Origin of the sequence: Streptomyces sp. NPDC092370 (genome assembly GCF_044755265.1) — a bacterium.
GTDB lineage: Bacteria > Actinomycetota > Actinomycetes > Streptomycetales > Streptomycetaceae > Streptomyces.
Genome location: NZ_JBIVQO010000007.1, coordinates 203,046 through 222,985 on the forward strand (window position 1 = coordinate 203,046; position 19,940 = coordinate 222,985).

At 72.7% G+C, this 19,940-nt stretch carries 13 protein-coding genes and 1 pseudogene; 10 read left to right on the top strand and 4 right to left on the bottom strand.

Annotation, left to right across the window (positions count from 1 at the left end):
• Positions 1–120: 120 nt before the first annotated feature.
• Positions 121–570: a MarR family winged helix-turn-helix transcriptional regulator gene (locus ACIQHQ_RS22380; protein ID WP_402613977.1), complete on the bottom strand. Its 450-nt coding sequence runs from the start codon at positions 568–570 to the stop codon at positions 121–123.
• Between the two features lie 86 nt (positions 571–656).
• Between ACIQHQ_RS22380 and ACIQHQ_RS22385 the strand changes: the two genes are divergently transcribed.
• Positions 657–2,459: an ABC transporter ATP-binding protein gene (locus ACIQHQ_RS22385; protein WP_402613980.1), complete on the top strand. Its 1,803-nt coding sequence runs from the start codon at positions 657–659 to the stop codon at positions 2,457–2,459.
• 43 nt (positions 2,460–2,502) lie between these two features.
• Positions 2,503–3,348, top strand: coding sequence for an endolytic transglycosylase MltG (gene mltG, locus ACIQHQ_RS22390; protein WP_402613983.1), 846 nt, complete (start codon positions 2,503–2,505; stop codon positions 3,346–3,348).
• Between the two features lie 28 nt (positions 3,349–3,376).
• Here mltG and ACIQHQ_RS22395 read toward each other — a convergent pair whose 3' ends face one another.
• Positions 3,377–4,453, bottom strand: coding sequence for an NAD(P)-binding domain-containing protein (locus ACIQHQ_RS22395; protein ID WP_402613985.1), 1,077 nt, complete (start codon positions 4,451–4,453; stop codon positions 3,377–3,379).
• Between the two features lie 167 nt (positions 4,454–4,620).
• On the opposite strand from ACIQHQ_RS22395, the gene ACIQHQ_RS22400 reads away from it, so the two are divergent.
• The 7 genes and pseudogenes from ACIQHQ_RS22400 to ACIQHQ_RS22430 all read left to right on the top strand — a co-directional run bounded on the left by ACIQHQ_RS22400 (position 4,621) and on the right by ACIQHQ_RS22430 (position 15,045).
• On the top strand, positions 4,621–5,043 hold the full coding sequence (locus tag ACIQHQ_RS22400; RefSeq protein WP_031137210.1) for a YjbQ family protein: 423 nt from the start codon (positions 4,621–4,623) through the stop codon (positions 5,041–5,043).
• A 134-nt stretch (positions 5,044–5,177) separates the two neighbouring features.
• Complete coding sequence (locus ACIQHQ_RS22405) at positions 5,178–8,312, top strand: SpoIIE family protein phosphatase (RefSeq protein WP_402613989.1); 3,135 nt, start codon at positions 5,178–5,180, stop codon at positions 8,310–8,312.
• 135 nt (positions 8,313–8,447) lie between these two features.
• Positions 8,448–9,980, top strand: a complete 1,533-nt coding sequence (locus ACIQHQ_RS22410) for a sugar ABC transporter ATP-binding protein (protein WP_402613992.1) — start codon at positions 8,448–8,450, stop codon at positions 9,978–9,980.
• Positions 9,977–11,035 (top strand): ABC transporter permease, encoded by a 1,059-nt coding sequence (locus ACIQHQ_RS22415; RefSeq protein WP_402613995.1) that lies wholly within the window; start codon positions 9,977–9,979, stop codon positions 11,033–11,035. Before ACIQHQ_RS22410 ends, ACIQHQ_RS22415 begins: the two co-directional genes overlap by 4 nt.
• 45 nt (positions 11,036–11,080) lie before the next feature.
• Positions 11,081–12,244: a substrate-binding domain-containing protein gene (locus ACIQHQ_RS22420; protein WP_402613997.1), complete on the top strand. Its 1,164-nt coding sequence runs from the start codon at positions 11,081–11,083 to the stop codon at positions 12,242–12,244.
• A gap of 161 nt (positions 12,245–12,405) precedes the next feature.
• On the top strand, positions 12,406–13,512 hold the full coding sequence (locus tag ACIQHQ_RS22425) for an NAD(P)/FAD-dependent oxidoreductase (RefSeq protein WP_402613999.1): 1,107 nt from the start codon (positions 12,406–12,408) through the stop codon (positions 13,510–13,512).
• Positions 13,513–13,645: 133 nt separating this feature from the next.
• Positions 13,646–15,045, top strand: a pseudogene (locus ACIQHQ_RS22430) (cytochrome P450).
• 198 nt (positions 15,046–15,243) lie between these two features.
• Here the strand turns inward: ACIQHQ_RS22430 and ACIQHQ_RS22435 are convergent.
• Positions 15,244–15,672, bottom strand: a complete 429-nt coding sequence (locus ACIQHQ_RS22435) for a response regulator transcription factor (protein ID WP_402614002.1) — start codon at positions 15,670–15,672, stop codon at positions 15,244–15,246.
• A gap of 642 nt (positions 15,673–16,314) precedes the next feature.
• Between ACIQHQ_RS22435 and ACIQHQ_RS22440 the strand changes: the two genes are divergently transcribed.
• Positions 16,315–17,796 carry an MFS transporter gene (locus ACIQHQ_RS22440; RefSeq protein WP_402614521.1) on the top strand — a complete coding sequence of 494 codons (1,482 nt, stop codon included), beginning with the start codon at positions 16,315–16,317 and terminating at the stop codon, positions 17,794–17,796.
• 27 nt (positions 17,797–17,823) lie between these two features.
• Here the strand turns inward: ACIQHQ_RS22440 and ACIQHQ_RS22445 are convergent, their stop codons facing one another.
• Positions 17,824–19,812, bottom strand: a complete 1,989-nt coding sequence (locus ACIQHQ_RS22445; RefSeq protein ID WP_402614005.1) for a GDSL-type esterase/lipase family protein — start codon at positions 19,810–19,812, stop codon at positions 17,824–17,826.
• Between the last annotated feature and the right edge of the window lie 128 nt (positions 19,813–19,940).

Sequence of the window (19,940 nt, forward strand, 5' to 3'; positions counted from 1 at the left end):
CCCGGGGGCCCCACGCCCCCGCGCCCCCGGGCGGGGTGCCCCCCCCCCCCCCCGGGGGCCGGCCCCCCCCCCCCCCCCGGGCGGGGGGGGGCCCGCGGCCCCGAGTCGTGGTCCGGCCGGTCAGCAGGACCGCACCGGCGCCCCGTCGATCAGCGCGTCCAGGAGCCCTCCGAGCGCCTCGCGCTGATCCCCGGTCAGCGGCGCGAGGATCTCCTCCGCCGCCGACCTGCGCGCCGCCCGCAGCTCGCGCAGCGCGGCCCGGCCGTCGTCCGTGAGCTCGATGCGGATCACCCGCCGGTTCGCCGGGTCCGGCACCCGCCGCACCTTGCCGCTCGCCTCCAGGCCGTCGACCAGCGTCGTCACGGCCCGCGGCACCACCTCCAGCCGCTCCGCCAGGTCGGCCATGCGGGGCGGCGAGCCCCAGTGCGCCAGCGTGCGCAGCAACCGGGACTGGGCCGGGGTGATGCCGAGCTCGCGCTGCTCCAGATGGCGCTTCTGGATGCGGTGCACCCGGCGGGTGAGCCGCAGCAACTGCTCGGCGAGCAGGCCGTCGGAGTCGGGCGTGGTCATACGGGAACAATATCAGGATGACGTTCATTGTGAGTATAGGTAACAATGAGCTGTGATCCGATCCGCCGCATCCCTCGTAGGAGCCCATGCATCCCGACCGTGAAGCCCTCTGGACCCCGCCGGCCGACTCGAAGGAGCAGCCCCGGCAGGTCCGCCGCATCCTCGGCCTCTTCCGCCCCTACCGTGGCCGGCTCGCGATCGTCGGCCTGCTGGTCGGTGCCGCCTCGCTGGTCTCGGTCGCCACGCCCTTCCTGCTGAAGGAGATCCTGGACGTCGCGATCCCCGAGGGGCGCACGGGCCTGCTCAGTCTGCTCGCCCTCGGCATGATCCTCAGCGCCGTCCTCACCAGCGTCTTCGGAGTCCTTCAGACCCTGATCTCCACGACGGTCGGCCAACGCGTCATGCACGACCTGCGTACCGCCGTCTACGGCCGGCTCCAGCGCATGTCCCTCGCCTTCTTCACGCGCACGCGCACGGGCGAGGTGCAGTCCCGCATCGCCAACGACATCGGCGGCATGCAGGCCACCGTCACCTCCACCGCGACCTCCCTGGTCTCCAACGTCACCAGCGTGGTCGCCACGATCGTCGCGATGATCGCCCTCGACTGGCGCCTGACGGTCGTCTCACTGCTGTTGCTGCCGGTGTTCGTGTGGATCAGCCGACGCGTCGGCAACGAACGCAGGAAGATCACCACCCAGCGCCAGAAGCAGATGGCCGCGATGGCCGCCACCGTCACCGAGTCGCTCTCCGTCAGCGGCATCCTGCTCGGCCGCACGATGGGCCGCTCGGACTCACTGACGAAGTCCTTCTCCGACGAGTCCGAGGAACTCGTCGACCTGGAGGTGCGGTCGAACATGGCCGGCCGGTGGCGCATGGCCGTCATCACCATCGTCATGGCCGCCCTGCCCGCCGTCATCTACTGGACCGCCGGCATGGCCCTCCGGTTGGGCGGCCCCGAGGTCTCCATCGGCACCATCGTCGCCTTCGTCTCGCTCCAGCAGGGCCTGTTCCGCCCGGCCGTGAGCCTGCTGTCGACCGGTGTGCAGATCCAGACCTCGCTCGCCCTCTTCCAGCGCATCTTCGAGTACCTCGACCTGCCGATCGACATCACCGAGCGCCCCGACGCGGTGCGTTTGGACCGGATCAAGGGTGAAGTCCGCTTCGAGAACGTCTCCTTCGGCTACGACGGCAAGGGCGGCCCGGTCCTGGACGGCATCGACCTCACCGTTCCGGCCGGCGGGAGCCTCGCGGTGGTCGGTCCCACCGGCGCCGGCAAGTCCACGCTCGGCTATCTGGTGCCCCGGCTCTACGACGTGACCGGCGGCCGCGTCACCCTCGACGGAGTCGACGTACGGGACCTCGACTTCGACACCCTGGCCTGTGCGGTCGGCGTCGTCTCGCAGGAGACGTACCTCTTCCACGCCTCGGTCGCCGACAACCTGCGCTTCGCCAAGCCCGACGCCACGGACGAGGAACTCCACCAGGCGGCGAAGGCGGCGCAGATCCACGACCACATCGCGGCCCTGCCCGACGGCTACGACACCGTGGTGGGCGAGCGCGGCCACCGCTTCTCCGGCGGGGAGAAGCAGCGCCTGGCCATCGCCCGCACCATTCTGCGCGATCCGCCGGTCCTCATCCTCGACGAGGCCACCAGTGCGCTCGACACCCGGACCGAGGCCGCCGTCCAGGACGCGATCGACGCGCTGTCGGCGAACCGCACCACCCTCACGATCGCCCACCGGCTGTCCACCGTGCGCGGCGCCGACCAGATCGTGGTCCTCGACTCGGGGCGGGCGGTCGAACGCGGCACGCACGAGGAGCTCCTGCGGCAGGGCGGCCGGTACGCGGCGCTCGTACGCCGGGACGCCCAACTGGAGCCGACAAGATGAAAATATGCCGGGTTTATGGCGATATGCGGGTTACCGTGCCCGCATGCAGAAGAACACTCCGCCGCCGAGCACGATTCGACTGACGCGCCGGGGCCGTATCGCCCTCGTCGCGACCGGAGCCGTCGTGGTCGGTACCGCCGTGGCGGTGCCGCTGCTGACCCTGGGCACCGAGGAGGAGGGCCGGCCCGCGACCCTGGCCGTCCCTGAGGGCTGGCGCGCGAGCCAGGTCTACGCGGCCGTCGACAAGGCCCTGGACCTGCCCGCGGGCAGTACGAAGAAGTCCCTGGACAAGGCAGCCCTGAACCTGCCGAACGACGCCGAGGGCAACCCGGAGGGCTATCTCTTCCCGGCCACCTATCCGCTCCGGGAGAAGGCCACGCCGGACAAGCTCCTCGCGCTGATGGTCGACACCGCGAACGAGAAGTTCAACGGCGCGCCCATCGCCGCCGGGGCGCAGCGCAACGCCATGAACGTCTATCAGGCCGTCACCATGGCCAGCATCGTCCAGGCGGAGGCGGCCACCAGGGCCGACATGGGCAAGGTGGCCCGGGTGATCTTCAACCGCCTCGAACGCGGCATGCCCCTGCAGATGGATTCCACCATCAACTACGCGCTCAACCGCTCCACCCTCCGTACAGCGGAGAGCGACACCCGGATCGACAGCCCCTACAACTCGTACCAGCGCATGGGGCTGCCGCCCACGCCCATCGGCAACCCGGGCGAGGAGGCGATGCGGGCGGCCATCAACCCGCCCCCGGGGGACTGGCTGTACTTCGTCACGGTCCGCCCGGGCGACACCCGCTTCACGGCCGACTACCAGGAACACCAGCGCAACGTCGCCGAGTTCAACGCGCAGAGCAAGAAGAGCGGAGCGCGGGCCGCCGGATGACCGCCCCGCGGTCCCGCCCCGGCCGGTGTCAGGCCGCGGCCGGCTTTCTCTCCAGCAGTCGCCTGATGTCCCGTACGGCCGCGCGGCCGGCCCGGTTGGCTCCGATGGTGCTGGCCGACGGGCCGTAGCCGACGAGGTGGACGCGGGGGTCGGCGGCCGCGTGCGTGCCGTCCATGCGGATGCCGCCGCCGGGGGCGCGCAGGCGGAGCGGGGCGAGGTGGTCGATGGCGGCGCGGAACCCGGTGGCCCAGAGAATGACGTCGGCGTCGGCATGGCGGCCGTCGGCCCAGTCGACGCCCGTCGGTGTGATGCGGTCGAACATCGGCTGCCGGTCGAGGACCCCGTCCTCGATGCCCTGCCGGATCGCGTCGTTGAGCGGCAGCCCGGTGACCGAGACGACACTGCGGGGCGGCAGTCCCCGACGTACCCGTTCCTCGACGAGCGCGACCGCCGCGCGGCCCGCGTCCTCGTCGAACGGTCCCTCGCGGAAGACCGGCGGGCGCCGCGTCACCCAGGTGGTGGCCGCCGCGTACGAGGCGATCTCCAGCAGGTGCTGGGTGCCCGAGGCGCCGCCGCCCACCACCACGACCCGCCGCCCCGCGAACTCCTCGGGTCCGGGGTACTGCGCGGTGTGCACCTGCTGCCCGAGAAAGGTCTCCTGGCCCGGATAGCGCGGCCAGAACGGCCGGTCCCACGTGCCGGTGGCGTTGATCAGCGCCCGTGCCGACCACACGCCGTCCGAGGTCTCCACGAGCAGCCGCCCGCCGGACCCCTCGCGCACGGCCCGTACGTGCACCGGGCGTCTGACCCGCAGGTCGAAGGTCCGCTCGTAACGGTCGAAGTACGCGCTGATCACGTCGGCGGACGGCCGCCGCGGGTCCGCGTCCGTGAGCTCCATACCCGGCAGCGCGTGCATGCCGTGCACCTTGCCGTACGTCAGGGACGGCCACCGGAACTGCCAGGCGCCGCCGGGGCCGGGGGAGCGGTCCAGCACGACGAAGTCGCGGTCCGGCTCGAAACCGGATCGCCGCAGGTGATAGGCGCCGGCCAGACCGGCCTGACCTGCGCCTATGACGACTACCTCGACCTCACGTGTGTAGTTCACATTTCTACTAACCGGGGCGGGGTCATGGATCTTCCCGCCGTGGATCTTCCCGCGGGCGTGCGATGCGAGGCTGGTGACGCCCGACCGGCCCGTCCGATCCGAAGGCGGTTTCGCCACCCGGCCGGGTACGGCCCGGGAGAGCCCGGCGCGTGCGTCAGGATGGGGGCATGTCAGATGTCTTCACCACCCGAGTCCTGAACGTCAGCACCGGTGCCGCGGAGAGGGTCCTCGACATCACCGGCGACTGCGAGTCCTTCCTGCGCGAAGCGGCGGCCGGCCGCGACGGCCTCCTCAATGTCTTCGTCCCGCACGCCACGGCCGGCATCGCCGTCCTGGAGACGGGTGCCGGCAGCGACGACGACCTCCTGGCCGCACTGCACACCCTGCTGCCCGCCGACGACCGCTGGCAGCACCGGCACGGCAGCCCCGGCCATGGCCGCGACCACGTCCTGCCCGCCCTCGTCCCGCCCCACGCGACCCTGCCGGTGCTGGGCGGCCGGCTGGAACTCGGCACCTGGCAGTCGGTGTGCCTGGTGGACACCAATCGGGACAACCCGGAGCGGAAGGTGCGCCTGAGTTTCCTGGGGTGAGTGCCGCCCGCCCTGCCGGTCACCGGCCCGTTCGGCGCCTGCGCGCCGTGACGCCTGCCCGTAATGCCCGTATCCTCATCAATGCCAGACTGTCTTTCGAGCAGCGGATTGCCGCGGCGCAAGTGAGGCGAAGCGTGGTTCGGTCGGGCGAGGAACCCAAGCCGGCGGGGCGTGCGACGGACGGCACGGGGCCCGCCAGTCTTCGTGAGCTGTTCCTCCAGGGCGAGCCGGTGGCGGAGGGCGTACGGACGTCCATCCTGAACTCGTGGCAGCGCTGCCGCACCCTGGGCCTGTCGCCGGACACGCTCGAGCTGCCCTACCGGGAGGACTTCGACCCGGGCGGCCGTATCGCCCGGGCGGCCGCGCCGGTGCTCGACCGGCTGCAGGCCACGTTCGCCGGGAGCCAGGTCAACATCTCCGTCGCCGACGCGAACGGGACGGTGCTGCTGCGCCGCTTCGGGGACCCGTCGATGGCCAGACGTCTGCCCGCCATCCAGGTCGTGCCCGGGTTCGTGTTCGCGGAGCAGGTCGCCGGCACCAACGGCATCGGGCTGGCCCTGGCGGAGCGGCAGCTCATCCGCGTCTACGGCGCCGAGCACTTCGCGGAGCGCTCCCAGCAGAACGCCTGCGTCGCGCTGCCCGTCCGGGACCCGCTCAGCGGGCGCATCGAGGGCGTGTTGTGCCTCGGCTATCCGCGCGGGTTCGAGCGGCCCGCCCTGGGCGTCGCCATCCGCAGGGCGGCCGAGGGCATCGAACGGCGGCTGCTGGCGCAGAGCTCCGCGCACGAGCGGGCCCTGCTGCGGACGTACCTGGCCGCCGGGGCCGAAACCGCCGGCCCGCATCGCGGCGTGGCGATGGACGCGCTGGCGAACGAGTTCCGGTCCCGCGACGAGGCGATCCTGAGGGAGAAGGCCGCCGAGCTGATCTCCGGCGCGCAGCGGGGTGCCGTCGAGGTGACCCTGCCCGGCGGCCGGCGGGTGACGCTCGTGAGCCGCCCGGTGACGAGCGGCTCCGGCGTGCGGGGCATCGCCATCGAGGCCGTGCTGCCCGGCGCCCCGGCGGGGGAGCCGTTCGCCCTGCCCCACCAGGCGGAGGAGCTGCCGGCCCTCGCCGCCCCGCTCCCGGCCGCGCGCCCGGCGATCATCTTGCCGCCCGGTCACCTCGCCACGGTCCCCGGCCCGGTCGTCACGGCCGACGGAGACGGCGGCACGGCCGGGCCGCACGCGGTCGGCGGGGCCGGTGCGACCGCCTCGCCGGGGGTGCCCGCCGAGCCCGGCGCGACCCTCCCGGCGGACGGCCACGGTAGCGCCGTCGGGCCGGTCGCGGGGGACAGGGGCGAATACCCCGCCGAGCCCGGCACGGCCGGAGGTCACCGGGCCCCCGAGCCCACCACGAGCGGTGGCCACCGCCCCGCCGAGCCCGGCACGGGCGGCAGGAGCCAGGACGTCGCCGGGCCCGGCGACGCCGTCACGGCCCGCGGGGGCCGGAGCGCCTCCGAGCCCGGCACGCCCCTCCCGGCGGGCGGCGGCCGGGGCCCGGCGGGCGAGCACTCCGAGGCGGCGTTCCCGGCCCGGGGACTGGTGATGCTGGGGGAGCCGCACGTCGGGGCCTACGCCCTGGCCGCGCGCCGGCGTCTGGAGCTGCTGTCCGAGGCCAGTACCCGCATCGGTACCACCCTGGACGTGCGCCGCACCGCCGAGGAACTGGCCGAGACCGCGGTCCCCGGGCTGGCCGACTTCGTCACCATCGACCTCCCCGACGCCGTGCTGCGCGGCGAGGAGTCCGCCGATCCCCTCGCCGACCTGCGCCGTACGGTCCTCCACGGAATCCGTGAGGGCCTGCCCTTCACCCCGCCCGGCAAGCGCATCGACTTCGGCCCGACCGCGCCCCAGCTGCGCTGCCTCACCAGCGGCGAGGCCGTGCTGGAACCGGATCTGAAGGCCGCCGCGGGCTGGCTCGCCCAGGACCCCGAGCACACCGCGCGTCTGCTGACCCACGTCCACTCCCTCATCGCGGTCCCGCTGCTCGCCCGCGGTGTCCTCCTCGGCATCGCCAGCTTCTACCGGTCCGGCGGCTCCTTCGGGGACGACGACCGCTCCCTGGCCCAGGAACTCGCCTCCCGCGCCGCCCTTTCCATCGACAACGCCCGGCGATACACCCACGAACGCGCCATGGTCCTGGCCCTCCAGCGCCGGCTCCTCCCGCACGGACTGCCCGACCAGGACGCCGTCGAGGTCGCCCACCGCTACCTGCCCGCCGAGTCCGACGTGGGTGGTGACTGGTACGACGTCATCCCCCTGTCCGGTGCCCGCGTCGGGCTCCTCGTCGGCGACGTCGTCGGCCATGGCATGCTCTCCGCGGCCACCATGGGCCGCCTGCGCACCGCCGCCCGCAGCTTCGCCGAACTCGACTTCCCGCCGGACGAGGTCCTCACCCACCTGGACAACCTGGTGGGCCGCCTGGACCGGGAGGACCCGGACGGCAAGGGCGCCGGCGTCATCGGCGCGACCTGCCTCTACGCCGTCTACGACCCGACCTCGCAGCGGTGCCTGATGGCCCGCGCGGGGCACCCACCGCCCGCGCTCGTCCACCCCGACGGCACCGTGACCTACCCCGAGCTCCCCGCCGGGCCCCCGCTCGGCCTCGGAGGCCTGCCCTTCGACGCCGTCGAGGTCGATCTCCCCGCGGGCAGTCAGCTGGTCATGTACACCGACGGGCTCATCGAGGACCGGCACCGTGACGTCGACGTGGTCCTGGAGCAGTTGCGCGAGGCCCTGGCCCATCCCGAGCGGGCTCCCGAGGAGACCTGCCGGGCGGTCCTGGACACCGTCGCCCCAGCGCACCCGCACGACGACATCGCCCTGCTCGTGGCCCGCGTGCACGCCCTGGACCCCGGCCGGATCGCCGGCTGGGAGATGTCCGCCGACCCGGCCCTCGTCGGCGAGGTCCGGGCGTCCGCCATGCGGTGGCTCACCGACCGGGGACTGGACGAGACCGCGTTCGCCGTGGAGCTGATCCTCAGCGAGCTGATCACCAACGCCATCCGGCACGGCGCCGAGCCCATCCGGGTGCGGCTGCTCTATGGCCGGACGCTGATCTGCGAGGTCTCCGACGCCAGCGACACCGCCCCGCACCTGCGCCGCGCGGCCAGTACCGACGAGGGCGGCCGCGGTCTGTTCCTCGTGGCGCAGCTCTCGCAGAGCTGGGGCACGCGCTACCTGCCCGAGGGCAAGGTCATCTGGGCCGAATGCGGGCTCGACGCGGGGTGACGCGGGCACCGGCCCGTGCCGACACCTCGATCTCCCGTCCGGAAAGGCGCGCCCCATCCGCGCCGCATCGACCCGAAGAATGTCCGGAGAATGCGCGAAATGCTGTAATTTGATCTGGTGTGTGACGCTCCCGACATGCCGACGAAGGCGGTTTCGCCCTTCGGGCCGGAACCCCTGGTCCGTATCCGCGGGCTCAGCAAACGGTTCGGCGGCACCGTCGCGCTGGCCGGGGTCGATCTGGACGTCCGCCCCGGCAGCGTCCTCGCCCTGCTCGGGCCCAACGGTGCCGGGAAGTCCACCCTCATCAAGATCCTCGCCGGAGTCCACCACGCCGACGCGGGACAGATCACCGTCGCCGGGGAGCCTCTCGGCAGCCCGGCCGCCACCCGGAGCATGTCCTTCATCCACCAGGACCTCGGGCTCGTGGAGTGGATGACGGTCGCCGAGAACCTCGCCCTGACCACCGGTTACGCCCGCCGGTCCGGGCTGGTCTCCTGGCGGCGCACCGGCGAGCGCTGCGCCGACGCCCTGCGGACCGTCGCCGCCCGAGTCGACCCCGGCGCCCCGGTCTCCGCACTCGCGCCGGCCGACCGCTCGCTGGTCGCCATCGCCCGGGCCCTGGCGGCACGCGCACGGATCGTCGTCCTCGACGAGCCGACCGCCCGCCTGCCCGCCGCGGACAGCGCCCGGCTCTTCCGCGTCCTGCACGACCTGCGCGACCGAGGGCACGCCATCCTCTACGTCAGCCACCGCCTGGACGAGGTCTACCGAGTCGCCGACGCCTTCGCCGTCCTGCGCGACGGCCGTCTCGTCAGCCACGGCCCGCTGGCGGACCGCAGCCCCGCCCGGCTGGTCCACGACATCGTCGGCGAGGTGGACGAACCGGCCCCGCACCGCATCGCCGCAATCCCGGCCGGCGCACCGTCGGCCCTGACCCTCGACGGCGTGCGCACCCCCAAGGCCGGGCCCGTCAGCCTCGAACTGGCGGTCGGGGAGGTCCTCGGCCTGGTCGGCCTCTCCGGAGCCGGGCACATGGACCTGGGCCGCGCCCTCGCCGGCGCCCGGCCCTTCCTGGACGGGCGGGCCGTGCTGCACGGGCGGCCGTACCGTCCCCGCACGGTCGCGGAGGCCGTCGGCCTCGGAGTCGGGCTGGTACCGGGCGACCGGCTGCGGGAGGGCTGCCTCGCCGAGCTGACCGTACGGGAGAACCTCCTGGCCAACCCCCGCGCCGGAGGCCTTCCCGCACCGCGCTGGATCGGCCCCCGTGGCGAACGGGCCAGGGCCGCGGCCCTGATCGAACGGTTCGCGGTGCGCCCCCGGGACACCGAGACACCCATCGCCACGCTGTCCGGCGGCAACCAGCAGAAGATCATGATCGGCCGCTGGCTGCGGTCGGACCTGCGGCTGCTGATCCTGGAGGAACCGACCGCGAGCGTCGACGTCGGCGCCAAGGCCGCGATCCACCGTCTGCTCCAGGAGGCACTTCACACGGGCCTCGCGGTCCTGCTGCTGTCCACCGACTTCGAGGAGGTGGCGAGCCTGTGCCGACGCACGCTGGTCTTCGTGCGCGGTGCCGTGACGGCGGAGCTGAGCGGCCCCGCCCTCACCGTCGCCGGACTCACCCGGGCGGCCTCGGCCCTGCCCCCCACCACGGCCGGGCATCCATGACGCCGCCGCCCCGGCCCCGCCCCGGAGGCCACCTTGTCGGCGCCTACGGCCTGCTCGTCCTCACCGCCCTGCTCTACCTGGTCTTCTCCCTCGCACTGCCGGACACCTTCCCCACGCTCGACACCCTCGACTCGATCCTGTCCAACCAGTCGATCCCGGCGGTCCTCGCGCTCGCCGCCATGGTGCCCATCGTCACCGGCGCGTTCGACCTCTCCATCGGCTACGGCCTCGGCCTGGCCCATGTGATGGTGCTGTGGCTCGTCGTCGAGGAGGGCTGGCCCTGGCCGCTCGCCTGTCTCACCGTGCTGGCCGGCGGACTGGCCGTGGGCGTCCTCAACGGCGTCGTCGTCGAGTTCGGCCGGATCGACTCCTTCATCGCCACCCTCGGCACCGGCAGCATGATGTACGCCGTGACCGGCTGGATCACCGACGGCGGCCGGATCGTCCCCGGCCCGGGGGGTCTGCCGCCCGCGTTCACCGACCTCTACGACTCCTCGTTCCTCGGCCTCCCGGTGCCCGCCTTCTACGTGCTCGCCCTCGCGGCCGTCCTCTGGCTGGTGCTGGAGCGGCTGCCGCTCGGCCGGTACCTGTACGTCGTCGGGTCGAACCCGCGCGCGGCCGGCCTCGTGGGCATCCCGACCCGCAGGTACACCGTCTACGCGTTCGCCGCCTCGGGCCTGATCGTCGGCTTCGCCGGGGTGCTGCTCGCCGCACAGCAGCAGATCGGCAACCCGAGCGTGGGCCTCGACTACCTGCTGCCCGCCTTCGTCGGCGCCCTCCTCGGCTCCACGGCGATCAAGCCCGGCCGGCCCAACGCCCTCGGCACCGTCGTCGCCGTCGCCGTCCTCGCCGTCGGCCTCACCGGCATCGCCCAGCTGGGCGCCGAGTTCTGGACGGTTCCGCTGTTCAACGGCGGCACCCTCCTCATCGCCGTGGGCCTGGCCGGCTACGCGGCCCGCCGGCGGCTGCGCGGCGGCGCGGCACGCGACACGCCCGCCGCGCCACCCCCGCCCCCCTCCTCCCCGGCGCCGCAGAACGGGACGTCACCGCCCTGATCACCGCGCCGCGCCCGCCGCGTCGATCCCCTCCCTGGAGCTCCCGTGCACCGCATCCGCAAGGCCGCCCCCGCAGTCCGCACCGCGCGGCTCGCCTCCTGTGCCCTGCTGGCCACGGCCGCCGCCCTCATCGGCTGCGAACGCGGTTCCTCCGGCGGCACGGAGGAGACCGCGACGGCCCCGAACGGCTGCCCCGCCGTCCACGCCCGGGCCCGGGAAGCCGTCACGCGGGCGCAGCGGACCGGCATTCCCTGGCAAGGGCCCACCAGCGGCCCCGAGGCGGTGTCCGGCAAGGCGATCGTCTACGTCGCCCAGACCATGACCAACCCCGGCGTCGCGGGCGCCGCCAACGGGGTGCGGGACGCCGCGCGGGCCATCGGCTGGAACGTCCGGGTCATCGACGGCGGCGGCACCCCGGCCGGCATCCAGGCGGCCATGAGCGAAGCCGTGGCCCTGCGGCCCTCGGGCATCGTCATCGGCGGGTTCGACCCCGACTCGACGGCACAGCAGGCCGCCCGGGCCAACGCACTGCGCATCCCGCTCGTCGGCTGGCACGCGGTCCCCGAGCCCGGCCCCAGCCGGCAGCCCGACCTCTTCACCAACGTCACCACCCGCGTCCAGGACGTGGCCCGGATCAGCGCGCAGTGGATCATCTCCGACTCGGACGGCCGCGCCGGGGTCGTGCTCATCACCGACGCCTCGATCCCCTTCGCGCGCAACAAGTCCGACTTGATCCGCAAGGAACTGACGAGTTGTCAGGGGGTGCGGCTGCTCTCGGTGAAGAACATCCCGATCCCCGACGCCAGCAGCCGCACGCCCCGGGAGATCTCCTCACTGCTGTCCCGGTTCCGGGACCGCTGGACCCATTCGGTGGCCATCAACGACCTGTACTTCGCCGACGCCGCCCCCGCCTTTCGCGCCGCCGGCGAGAAAGGCTCCGGCCCGCCCTTCAACATCGGGGCCGGCGACGGCGACCCGTCCGCCTTCCAGCGTGTGAACAGCAGGCAGTACCAGGCCGCCACCGTGCCCGAGCCCCTGTCCCTCCAGGGGTGGCAGATCGTCGACGAGTTCAACCGCGCCTTCTCCGGCCGTCCCCCCAGCGGATACGTGGCGCCGGTGCACATCGCCACGGCCGCCAACAGCGAGGGCGCCACCACCTGGGACCCGTCGGGCTACCGGGAGGCATACCGGAAGATCTGGGGGAAGTGACGGTCGGTCAGGTACCGATCCCTTCACGGAACATGCACGGAACCTCGTAATCCCTTTAGGTTTCAAGCGCTACTGTCGCGTCAGTCGAGTGGCCGCCGCGGGGCGATCGAAGCGGGGCCCCTCCGCGGCGGCCCTCATCCCCCCGGCACAGGAGATTCGGTGTGTACGACGGTGACGTAGTGGTGATAGGCGGCGGGTACGCCGGTGTGCGGCTGGCCAAGCGGCTCGACGGCACGGCCCGGGTCACACTGGTGGACCGCAAGGAGGTCTTCTTCCACCGCATCGCCTCCCTGCGCGCCGGAGTGCACCCCGAGTGGACCCACACGCCCTTCATCCCCTACGACCGGCTGCTGCGCCACGGCCGGGTGGTCACGGGCAAGGCCGTCCGCGTCGACACCGCCGAACGGCAGGTCGTCCTCGCCACCGGTGAGCGGCTGCCGTACGACGTGGTCGTGATCGCCACCGGCGCCGACTACCCCGAACCGGCCCGCTTCACCGGCACCACCACCGAGGAAGCGGCCAAGTCGTTCGCCGAGCACCAGCGTGACATCGCCACGGCCGGGCACGTCCTGGTCGTCGGCGGCGGTCCCGGCGGAGTCGAGCTCAGCGCCGAGATCCGCCTCGCCCGCCCGGACGCCCGGGTCACCCTCGCCCACTCCGGGCCCGCGCTGCTCGACTCCACCGGCGGCCCGCGCCCGGGCCGCAAGGCGCTGGCATGGCTGGAATCCCACGACATCGAGGTACGGCTCGACTCCTTCATGTCGCCCGGCAACGACTTCGGCACCTACCGCGACGCCCGCGGCACGCTCATCGAGGCCGACCTGTCCTTCTGGGCGACGGGCACCACACCCAACACGCTCTGGCTGCGCCTGGCCGGGCACGGCGACTGGCTCAACGCTGCCGGACGGGTGAAGGTCGACCGGACACTCCGGGTCGAGGGCAGGCTCGACGTGTTCGCCGTCGGCGACGTGAACGACGTCAGCGAACTCAAAATCACCCCCGCCGCCCTCGCCCAGGCGGACATCGCCGCCCACAACATCCGGGCCTACCTGCGGAGTTCCGGAAAGCACCGCAAGGAACCGCGCCTGTACCGCCCGATCCGGCGCATCCCGCTCATCGTGCCGTTCGGTTCCGCCGACGGACTGACCGTGCTGCCGGTACCGGGCGGCGAGTCCGCCGTACTCGGCAGCCGCACCACCACCCTGGCCAAGGCGAAGAGCCTCATGACGCCCTACATGCGCCGTCAACTCGGTTACACAGCGGCCTGACCCGCCGCCGGAGGCGCCCTCGCCACCCCACCCCCGTCGTTACCCGCGGTTCAGCCTGGGGTAGGGTCCCCACCGTTTCCGGCTACCGACTGGTGGTGCGCCGGTACAGGGCGTGTCGGAGGGTGGCAAGACGATGGAATCCCAGTGGGGTGACGGCGGATCCGTGGACCTTGACGACACGAGGCTGGAGACACTCCGTCCTGAACCACTGCTGACCAGGGACTACGAGACGCGTCCCGCGCTCGTGTACGAGCGGCTGCGCCAGCGGCACGGCCCCGTCGCGCCGGTCGACCTGCTGGGGGTGCCCGCCTGGCTGGTCCTCGGCTACCGCGAGTCGCTCCAGGTGCTCCAGGACGACGACGGCTGGCCCAAGGGCCTGGAGAACTGGCGGGCCCGCACCGAGGGGCGGGTCCCGGCCGACTGGCCGCTCGGCCCCTCCCTGGAGGTCAACCACATCCTGATCCAGGGTGGGGCCGGCTACCGGCCGCTGCGCACCGCCTGGGACGTATCAAGCCCTTCCAGGACCCCCGCCACCCCCAGGCCAAGCGCCTGAAGGCCGCCGTCACCGCCTACGCCGACGAACTGATCACCCTCATCGGACAGGGCGGCAGGACCGGCGTCGCGGACCTGTCCGCCCAGTTCTCCCGGCCGCTTCCGCTGATGGTGGCCAGCCATCTGCTGGGCTTCCCCGGCTCGCAGGGCGACGACGCGCTGATGGACATGTGGCGCGTGCTCGACGCGGGCCCCGACGCCGAGGCCGCACTGGAGCGCCTGCTGGCCACCTTGGCCGAACTGGCCGCGCTGAAGCTGGAGAAGCCGGGCGACGACTTCCCCTCGTACCTGCTGGCCGCCCACCCGGACCTGTCGCTCGACCACCTCGCCCGCGAGCTGTTCATGCTGCTGGGCATGACCTCCGACCACGTCGGCATCCTCATCTCCAACACCGTCGTGGAGGTCATCTCGGGCGAGGGCAGCGTGCGCGCCAGCCTGTCCGCCGGGATGGTCAGGGAGACCATGAACCGGGTGGTGATGCGCAAGCCGCCGCTGGTCAACTTCGTCCCGCGCTTCGCGGCCCGCGACACCCCGCTCGGCAACTACACCATCCGGGCCGGCGACCCGGTGTGGGTCTCCCCGGGCGCCGCCCACGCCGATCCGCTCTTCGCGGACCACGTCGCCTCGGGTACCGCCATCAGCACGCGGGCCCACCTGTCCTGGGGTGCCGGGCCGCGCCAGTGCCCGGCACGGGAGCTCGCCTCGACGGTCGCGGCGGTCGGCGTCGGCCGCCTGTTCGAGCGGTTCGACCACCTCGATCTCGCCCTGCCCGCCGACCAACTGCCGTGGCGATCCTCGCCGTTCATGCGGGGCCTGCGCTCCCTGCCCGTGCGGTACGAACTGGCCTGCGCGCCGCCTGCACGGCCGTGGGCACAGGAGCCCACGCCGGGGGTGGCCGAGCAGGTCCTGCCCGACCCGACCGCACGCCAGCGCTCCTCGCTGTGGCGGTATCTGACGGGCCTCATTCGCGGCGGCCGCTGACCGGCGCGGCGCGGGCCGAACGCCCATCCCGCATCGGCGTTCCTCACGGTCCCGGATGATGCCTGCCCGCCGCACACGTGACAAACGGTGCGGGTAGGCGGTGCGCCCGCGACGGGATGCTCGTGGCAGATCCCGGAACAGGGCGCGAGGGTCCGCGGCGGGCCGCTCACCTCGACGACCTGCCCGGCCGTTCCTGTGTCAGGGCCCTCGGAGCCCAGGGCCCCAAGCGGGGACACCGGGCCCGGAGCAGGGGCCCGGGGCCAGGGACCCAGGGCGCGGAAGGGGAGGCTGAAACGGAGGCGGAAACGGGGCCCGGAGGCTCACGCCCAGCCCGGCTCCGTGGCGACCCGGATCGCGGCGATCCCCTTGCGGCCGCCCGTCTTGTGGGTTGATCGCCGACGTATGGTCGCGGACCGTCGCCGCGGACAGACACAGCCGCTCGGCGATCTCCCGCGCAGGAGTGCCGTCGGCGGTCAGCCGCAGCACCTCCACCTCGCGCGCAGTCGGCGGGTTCGCCCCGCCTCCAGCGTGGCCGGCGCGAAACCCGGGCTCGACGAACCGCTGCCCCCCACCAGCTTGCGGACACCGTGCACCAGCCGGTCCGGCGGGGCGTGGGGCTGATGACACCGGCGGGCCCGTGTACCCCTGCTCGGCCGCCGCGTGCAGGGGTGGGGGTCGCGGCGTGCGGATCGAGCATGCGGCGTGACCGCTCGGGTGCCGTCGAGGCCATCAGCAGCAGTTGGCACTCCGGTAGCCGCGCCCCGCAGCTCGCCCCGCACGGCGATCTCCTCGCCGCCCTGCCTGGAGTCCACGCCGATCACGGCCACGTCCGGCCGGTACACCAGGACGCGCGCGAGGACGCCGCCGTCGGCCTCGGCGACGCCCTCGAGATCGCCCTCGCGCGACAGACGCCCTCGAGATCGTCCTCGCGCGACGGCAGAGCGGCGAACGTCCGCGCACGAGACCGGTCTGCTCGACGAGAAGAACGCGGATCACGGTCGCTCCTCTCCGCCGTACGCGGCCCGCCGGGCCACCGTGATCGGATCATCCCCGCACCCGCGCGGCTTCCGGTTCGGGCGGCAGCACGACCGGCCGCCCTGCGCACCCGGCCGCCGGTCCGGCAGGATGCCCGCGGAGGCCGACGGTGATCGAGTGGTGAGGCGTGGGAGCCGGGCGTACCGTCGAACGGTGGACACCGCAGGCAGCAGCCCGCAGCCGGCTTCACCACAGGCGACCACCACCAGGGAATCCGGTGGTGGCGGCAACGCGATGGCGCTGCTCGTCATCGCCTCCTGCCAGTTGATGGTGGTCCTCGACATCACCATCGTGAACATCGCGCTGCCGCACATCCAGAGCTCACTGGAGTTCTCCACCACCAGCCTGTCCTGGGTGGTGAACGCCTACACCCTCACCTTCGGCGGTCTGCTCCTGCTCGGCGGCCGGGCCGGAGACATCCTGGGCCGACGGCGCGTCTTCGTCTTCGGCGTGCTGCTCTTCGTACTCGCCTCCCTGCTCGGCGGATTCGCCCAGAACGCCGGGCAACTCCTCGGTGCCCGCGCCCTGCAGGGCGTGGGCGGCGCCATCGCCTCCCCGACCTCCCTCGCGCTGATCAGCACCACCTTCCGCGAGGGGCCGGAACGCAACCGCGCCTTCGGGGTGTTCGCCGCGGTCTCGGCCGGCGGCGGCGCGATCGGCCTGCTCGCCGGCGGCATGCTGGTGGAATGGCTGAACTGGCGGTGGGTGCTGTTCGTCAACGTGCCCATCGGCCTGCTCATCGTGCTCGCCACACCGCGCTTCATCCGGGAGTCCGACCGCCACCCCGGCCGCTTCGACATCACCGGCGCCCTGACCTCCACCGCGGGCATGGTGCTGCTCGTCTACGGCTTCATCAGAGCCGCGCAGGACGGCTGGCGCGATCCCCTCACCCTCGCCTCGTTCGCCGGAGCGGTCGTGGTCCTGGCGGCCTTCATCGGGATCGAGCGGCGTTCGAAACAGCCCATCACACCGCTGCACATGTTCGCCGACCGCAACCGCGCGGGCACCTACGGCATCATGCTGTGCCTGGCCGCCGCCATCTTCGGCATGTTCTTCTTCCTCACCCTCTTCGTGCAGAACGTCCTCGGGTTCAGCCCGCTCGCGGCCGGCCTCGCCTTCCTGCCGGTCAGCGCGGTCATCGCCATCGGCGCCGGACTGGCCTCGCGGTTCCTGCCCGTCTACGGGCCCAAGCCCTTCATGGTGATGGGCGCGATCCTGGCCGCGATCGGGCTGGCCTGGCTGACCCTGACCGACGTGCACTCCACCTACGCGGGCAGCGTCCTCGGCCCGATGCTCGTCTTCAGCATGGGCATGGGCATGGAGTTCGTGTCACTGACTTTGATGGCGCTGTCCAACGTGCCCACACCGGAGACCGGTGCGGCTTCCGGGCTCCTGAACGCCACCCAGCAGGTCGGCGGCTCCCTCGGCCTGTCCATCCTGGTCACGATGTACGGCACGGCCAGCACCAACGAGGCGGACAAGCAGGTCCCGGACTTCCTCCGGCAGGCGACCCCGGCCGAGCGCATCCGGTTCGAGCGCACCGGGCAACTGCCCAAGCCCTGGTCCGACGAGATCCTCACCGCCGGCGTCTCGGCCGCCTTCATCATGGCGGCGATCTTCACCGCCGTCGCCGCGCTGATCGCCCTGGTCGTCATCCAGGTCCGGCCCTCGGACCTCGAACGCCTCAAGGGAGGGGTGGGCCCCGGTCCGATGTGAGGCCCGCCCCCGCACCCTTCAGGCCTGCTACGAACCGATCCGCGCCGCGATGACCGGCGCCAGCCGGTCGGCGATGACCCGGTGCCCCCGGTCGTTGGGATGCACCGAGTCCGTCAGATCGCCCGAGCCCAGCCAGCCGGTCGTGTCGACGAAGGAGACCCGCGCGTCACCACCGGCGACGGCGGCCTTCACCGCGGCCTCGGTCTGCGGGACGAACCGCCCGCGGAACGTCTCCAGCGCGAAGATCCACGCCTGCGGATACGCGGCCCGCACCTTGCGCAGCAGACTGCTGTACGCCGACTGGAACTGTGCCGAAGTCACCCCGTGCCCGACGTCGTTGGTGCCGAGGTTGATGACGACCGCGTCGGCCCGGTAGCGCGAGAAGTTCCAGTCGGGGGTGGCCGCGTTCGGGTTGAGCTTGGTGAACTGCCGCTCCAGCCCCACGCATCCGTCCGCCGCGGCCACCAGGCATGCCCCGCCCTGCGCGATCTGCGTGTGCTCGACACCCAGCCGCTCACCGATCAGCCAGCCGTACGCGGTACGGGCGTTCTGCGAGCTCGTCGTGCCCACGGTGATGGAGTCGCCGACGAACTCGACCAGTTTCGCCGGGGCCGGTGGGGCGAACGTCGTCGCGCCGCTGTCCAGGACCAGTCCCTGGAACACGGCGTCGCCCCGGTACGACCCGGCCACCACCTGGTAGTTGACCTGCAGGGTGTGGTTACCGGGGGACAGGGCCGTCGGGGTCAGGTTCACCGTCCCCTTGACGTCGTCGTAGAACCTCACGGGGCCGTTGTCGATCCGCGCCCACAGGTCGATCGTGCCCCGCTGCTTCAGCTTGACCGTGCGGCCGGTGAAGCCGGCCCGGTAGTACGCACCCGCCCAGTACGGGGTGTAGGCCGTGGCGGAGCTGGTGGTGTCCCAGCGGCCGACGAACTTGATGTTCGGGTCGCCGGGCTGGCCGGGGGCGGCCGCCTTCGCCGTGGCGGTGGTGCCGAGCCGGGCGCGGACGACGGGGGCCAGACGCTCGGCGAACGCGGTGTGCCCTGCCTCGTTCGGATGCCCGTTGCCGTCCTCGTAGTGGATGCCGTCCGTGAGCCAGCCCGTGGTGTCGACGTAGTGCACCCGCGCGTCACCGGCGCTGTTGCGGGCGTTGACGGCGGCCCTGGTCTCGGTGACGTAGCGCTTCTTCAGCGTCTGCACCGCGAAGAGGTGCGCGGTGGGGTAGGTGGCGCGCACGTCGCGCAGGAAGGTGGTGTACGCCGACTGGAAGGCGGCGCCGGAGACACCGTGCCCGATGTCGTTGGTGCCGAGATTGATGACGACCGCGTCGGCCCGGTACCGGGAGAAGTCCCAGTTCGTGCCACCGGTGCTCGCCGCCTTGAAGAACTGCCCGCTCAGGCCGGTGCAGCCCGACCGGGCGACAAGGCAGTACCCGGACCGGGCGATCTGCGTGTGCCGCATGCCCAGCCGTTCGCCGGTCTTCCACGCGTAGGAGTCCAGCGCCAGCCGGTCGGTGAGGGCCCCGGCCGTGATGGAGTCGCCGACGAACTCCACCAGCCCGGACGGTGCGCCGGCGGCGACGGTGCGGGCCCCGGAGTCCAGGACCAGGCCCTGGAAGACGGTGTCGCCGGAGCGGTAGGCCAGGCGCAGGGTGTGGGTGCCGGGCGACAGCGGCCGGGGCGTGAGGTTCACCGTGCCGCGCACACCCGCGTGGAAGACGTCGGGTCCGCCGTCGATGCTCGCGTAGAAGTTGACCGCGTTCCTGGCCTTGACCTTGACCGTGGTGCCGGTGAAACCGGTCTGCAGATAGGCGCCGGTCCAGTGGGGTACGGCCGCGGTGCCGGCGGAGGTGTCCCAGCGTCCGACGTACGCGATGTTGGGGTCGGACACCGAGCCGTCACCGGGGGCGGCGTGCGCGGGCGAGCCGCCGGCCCAGGACAGCAGACAGGCCATGAGCGCGGCCGCCAGCAGGGCCGGCAGGGCACGTCTTGGGAAGGTGTGGGGGGTGGTCTGCACGGGGGTTCCCTTCACTCGGGAGGGGTGGGAGCGTTCCCAGCGGCAGCCTTTCGAGGGAAGCAGTGAAACGGTTCAACGTCAAGTCACCGGTTTGGGGAGGAAGTTGGGAGCCAGGGCGTCCTGGCAGA